Source organism: Pseudomonas sp., assembly GCF_049645325.1.
GTDB lineage: Bacteria > Pseudomonadota > Gammaproteobacteria > Pseudomonadales > Pseudomonadaceae > Aquipseudomonas.
The window spans coordinates 1-2896 of sequence record NZ_JBARTQ010000615.1; the positions used below are offsets into that span (position 1 = coordinate 1).

General features: G+C 60.0%; 2 protein-coding genes. One reads left to right on the forward strand and one right to left on the reverse strand.

From position 1 onward, the window contains the following. A partial coding sequence (locus tag WBB95_RS25925) for a response regulator (RefSeq protein WP_424490168.1) occupies positions 1-390 on the reverse strand: 390 nt, incomplete at its 3' end. Positions 391-673: 283 nt separating this feature from the next. Between WBB95_RS25925 and WBB95_RS25930 the strand changes: the two genes are divergently transcribed. Further along, the coding region (locus WBB95_RS25930) for a type I secretion system permease/ATPase (protein WP_424490169.1) at positions 674-2896 on the forward strand (2223 nt) is incomplete at its 3' end.

The following is a 2896-nucleotide window of genomic DNA, read 5'->3' on the forward strand; positions in this document are numbered from 1 at the left end:
GTCCAGCGCCACCATACGAATGGCCCGCAATAACTCGTCCGTTTCCTGGGATTTGCCTACAAAACCATTGGCACCGGCGCGGATACTCATATTTACGGTTGCCGGACGTTCTGAGGACGAATAAATCACAATCCTGAGCGTGGGGTAGTGGCTTCGTACCAACTGGATCAGGCGCAAGCCGTCGAGCTCACCCTCCGTCAACTGGTAGTCCAGAACCAGCAGGTCCGCTTCCTGTTCTCGCAGCCCTTCGATCAAGCCCTTACTGGTGGAGTAAACGCCCAGTACGTTGAAATCCGGTTCCAGCGTCAGTCGGATTTTCAATGCATCTCTGATAAGCGCGTGATCATCCAGCAGGACAATCCGCAAAGGCGATACAACAGACCATCTCATAGCTGACCGTTCCTTTGGCTGCTGGGGAATCCCCCTACAAAGCTTAAGTAAATTTCGCACACACCTTAGCGCAAGTCCCTACCTAAAGAGAATACACACACTCCTCATCAGCAGGGCTCGCACGGTGTTTGTGCTCTGTCAGTGCGCGTCTTGATTTTCTGCGTTTGAGACAAGTCTCGTTCTCCCAAGTTGACCATGTTGTCAGAATTATCCGACAGATTTCAGCCGATGCCATTGGCGCGAGACCTGCCATGACCTCTGCAATCAACCCAGGACTCCATTGATGTCTACCGATAGCACTTCTGTCGAATCAGGGAATGACGACCCAGCGATGCCCGCGCCCCACATGCAGATCGAAGACACGTTGCTGCAATCTGTCTCGTGGCTCTGCGATCACTATGGTGTGGGCCGCTCGCCTCAAGCGCTCACGGCGGGCCTGCCCAAGGTTGGTGTGCTGACGCCGTCCCTGGCGCTGGCGAGTCTGGTCAATGCGGGCGTGTCTGCAGGGCTGGTGGAGCGGCAGGTGCGCGCGCTGCCCGAACAGTTGCTGCCGATCATCCTGTTGCGCCGAGGGCGTGGCGGCTGTGTATTGGTGGGCCGCCGTGTGGACCCGGATGCGCAAGACAAGCGCGCCTGCCTCTACCAAGTGATCCTGCCGGAAATCAGCACTGAGCCGGTCGAAATTCCTCAGGCCGAAATGGATGAGTTGTACGCAGGTTTCGCGATCCTGGCCAAGCGTACCGCGAAAGTTGACACCCGCGCCGGTGAAGAGACTGAGCGCCCGGCCGGGCATTGGCTGCTGAGCACTCTGTGGCGCTATCGTCGTTACTACCGCAGCGCTGCCATCGGTGCGGTACTGATCAACGTGCTGGCCCTGGCAAGCATCTTTTTCACCATGAATGTCTATGACCGCGTGGTGCCGAACCAGGCGTTCGTGACGTTGTGGTCGCTGGCCATCGGCGTCGTTGTGGCCATGGTGTTTGAAGCCATAGCCCGCTACGTACGGGCGCACCTGTTGGACCTGGCCGGCAAAAAGGCCGACCTCGTTCTGGGCACAATGTTGTTCCGTCAGGCGCTGTCGATCCAGATGGAACACAAACCGGCGTCATCGGGTTCGTTCGCCAACCAGTTGCGCGAGTTTGAATCGGTGCGTGACTTCGCCACTTCCGCGACGCTGGCGGCGATCTCCGACTTGCCGTTTGTGTTGATGTTCGTCGCGGTAATCTTTTTCGTCGGTGGGCCGTTGGGCTGGGTGCCCATGCTGCTGATCCCGCTGATAGTGCTGATCAGCGTGGGTATCCAGTGGCCACTGGCGCGCACCATGAAAGAAAACCTGCGCGAGTCGTCCCTCAAACAAGGCGTACTGATCGAGTCCATCGAAGGCCTTGAAACCCTCAAGGCCGTCGGCGGCGAAGCCTATATGCAACGGCGTTGGGAAACCTTCAGTGCCTTGGCGTCCAGCACGTCGATGAAGTCGCGCCAGCTGTCGAGTGCGGCCAACGGCGCCGTGACGTTTTTCCAGCAGGTACAAACGGTGGTGCTGATCGTCATCGGCGTGTATTTGATCGACGCAGGCGACTTGTCCATGGGCGCACTGATTGCCACCGTGATGCTCGCCGGCCGCGCGACGGCGCCGCTGGGTCAAGTCGTCGGGTTGGCGCTGCGCTTCCAGCAGGCGAAGGCGGCCTTGCAGTCGCTGAACAAACTGATGGCGATGCCGGTCGACCGAGACGCCAGCCGCGAGTACCTGACCAAACCGGTACTGACCGGCCAACTGACTCTGAAAAATATTGCTTTTTCCTACCCCGCACCGCCCATGCAACCTAATCCTCCGGTATTGCAGGGCGTCAACCTGTCGATCAAGCCGGGTGAGCGCGTGGCGATTCTTGGGCGCATCGGCAGCGGCAAGTCGACCTTGTTGCGGGTGATGGCGCGGCTTTATCTGCCGGTCAGCGGGCAAATGTTCACGGATGGCCTGGACGTGAATCAGATTGACCCCGCCGATTGGCGCAAGGCGGTTGGTTACGTCGGCCAGGACGCACGGCTGTTCTACGGCTCGCTGCGCGAAAACGTAATGCTTGGCCGCCCCGAAGCGAGCGCCGAAGAGTTCTTGCGTGTGCTGCGCCTGACGGGCTTGGATGAGGTCGCTGCCCGTCATCCCAAAGGTATCAACCTGCCGATCGGTGAGATGGGGGAGGGCTTGTCCGGTGGCCAGCGTCAGTTGGTGTCCCTGGCCCGCAGCCTGTTGGCCCGCCCATCGCTGCTGTTGCTCGACGAGCCCACCAGCGCCATGGACACCCAGACCGAAGCGCAGTTTTTGCACCACCTGCAACGCGCCACCGAAGGCCAGACCCTGGTGGTGGTAACCCATCGCCCGTCATTGCTCGGCCTGGTGGACCGCATTCTTGTCGTGGACGACGGCAAAGTCGTCGCCGATGGCCCCAAAGACGCGATTCTCGCCGCCATGAGCGGTAACCCCCGCAGCGCCGCCGCCACAGCGTCTGCC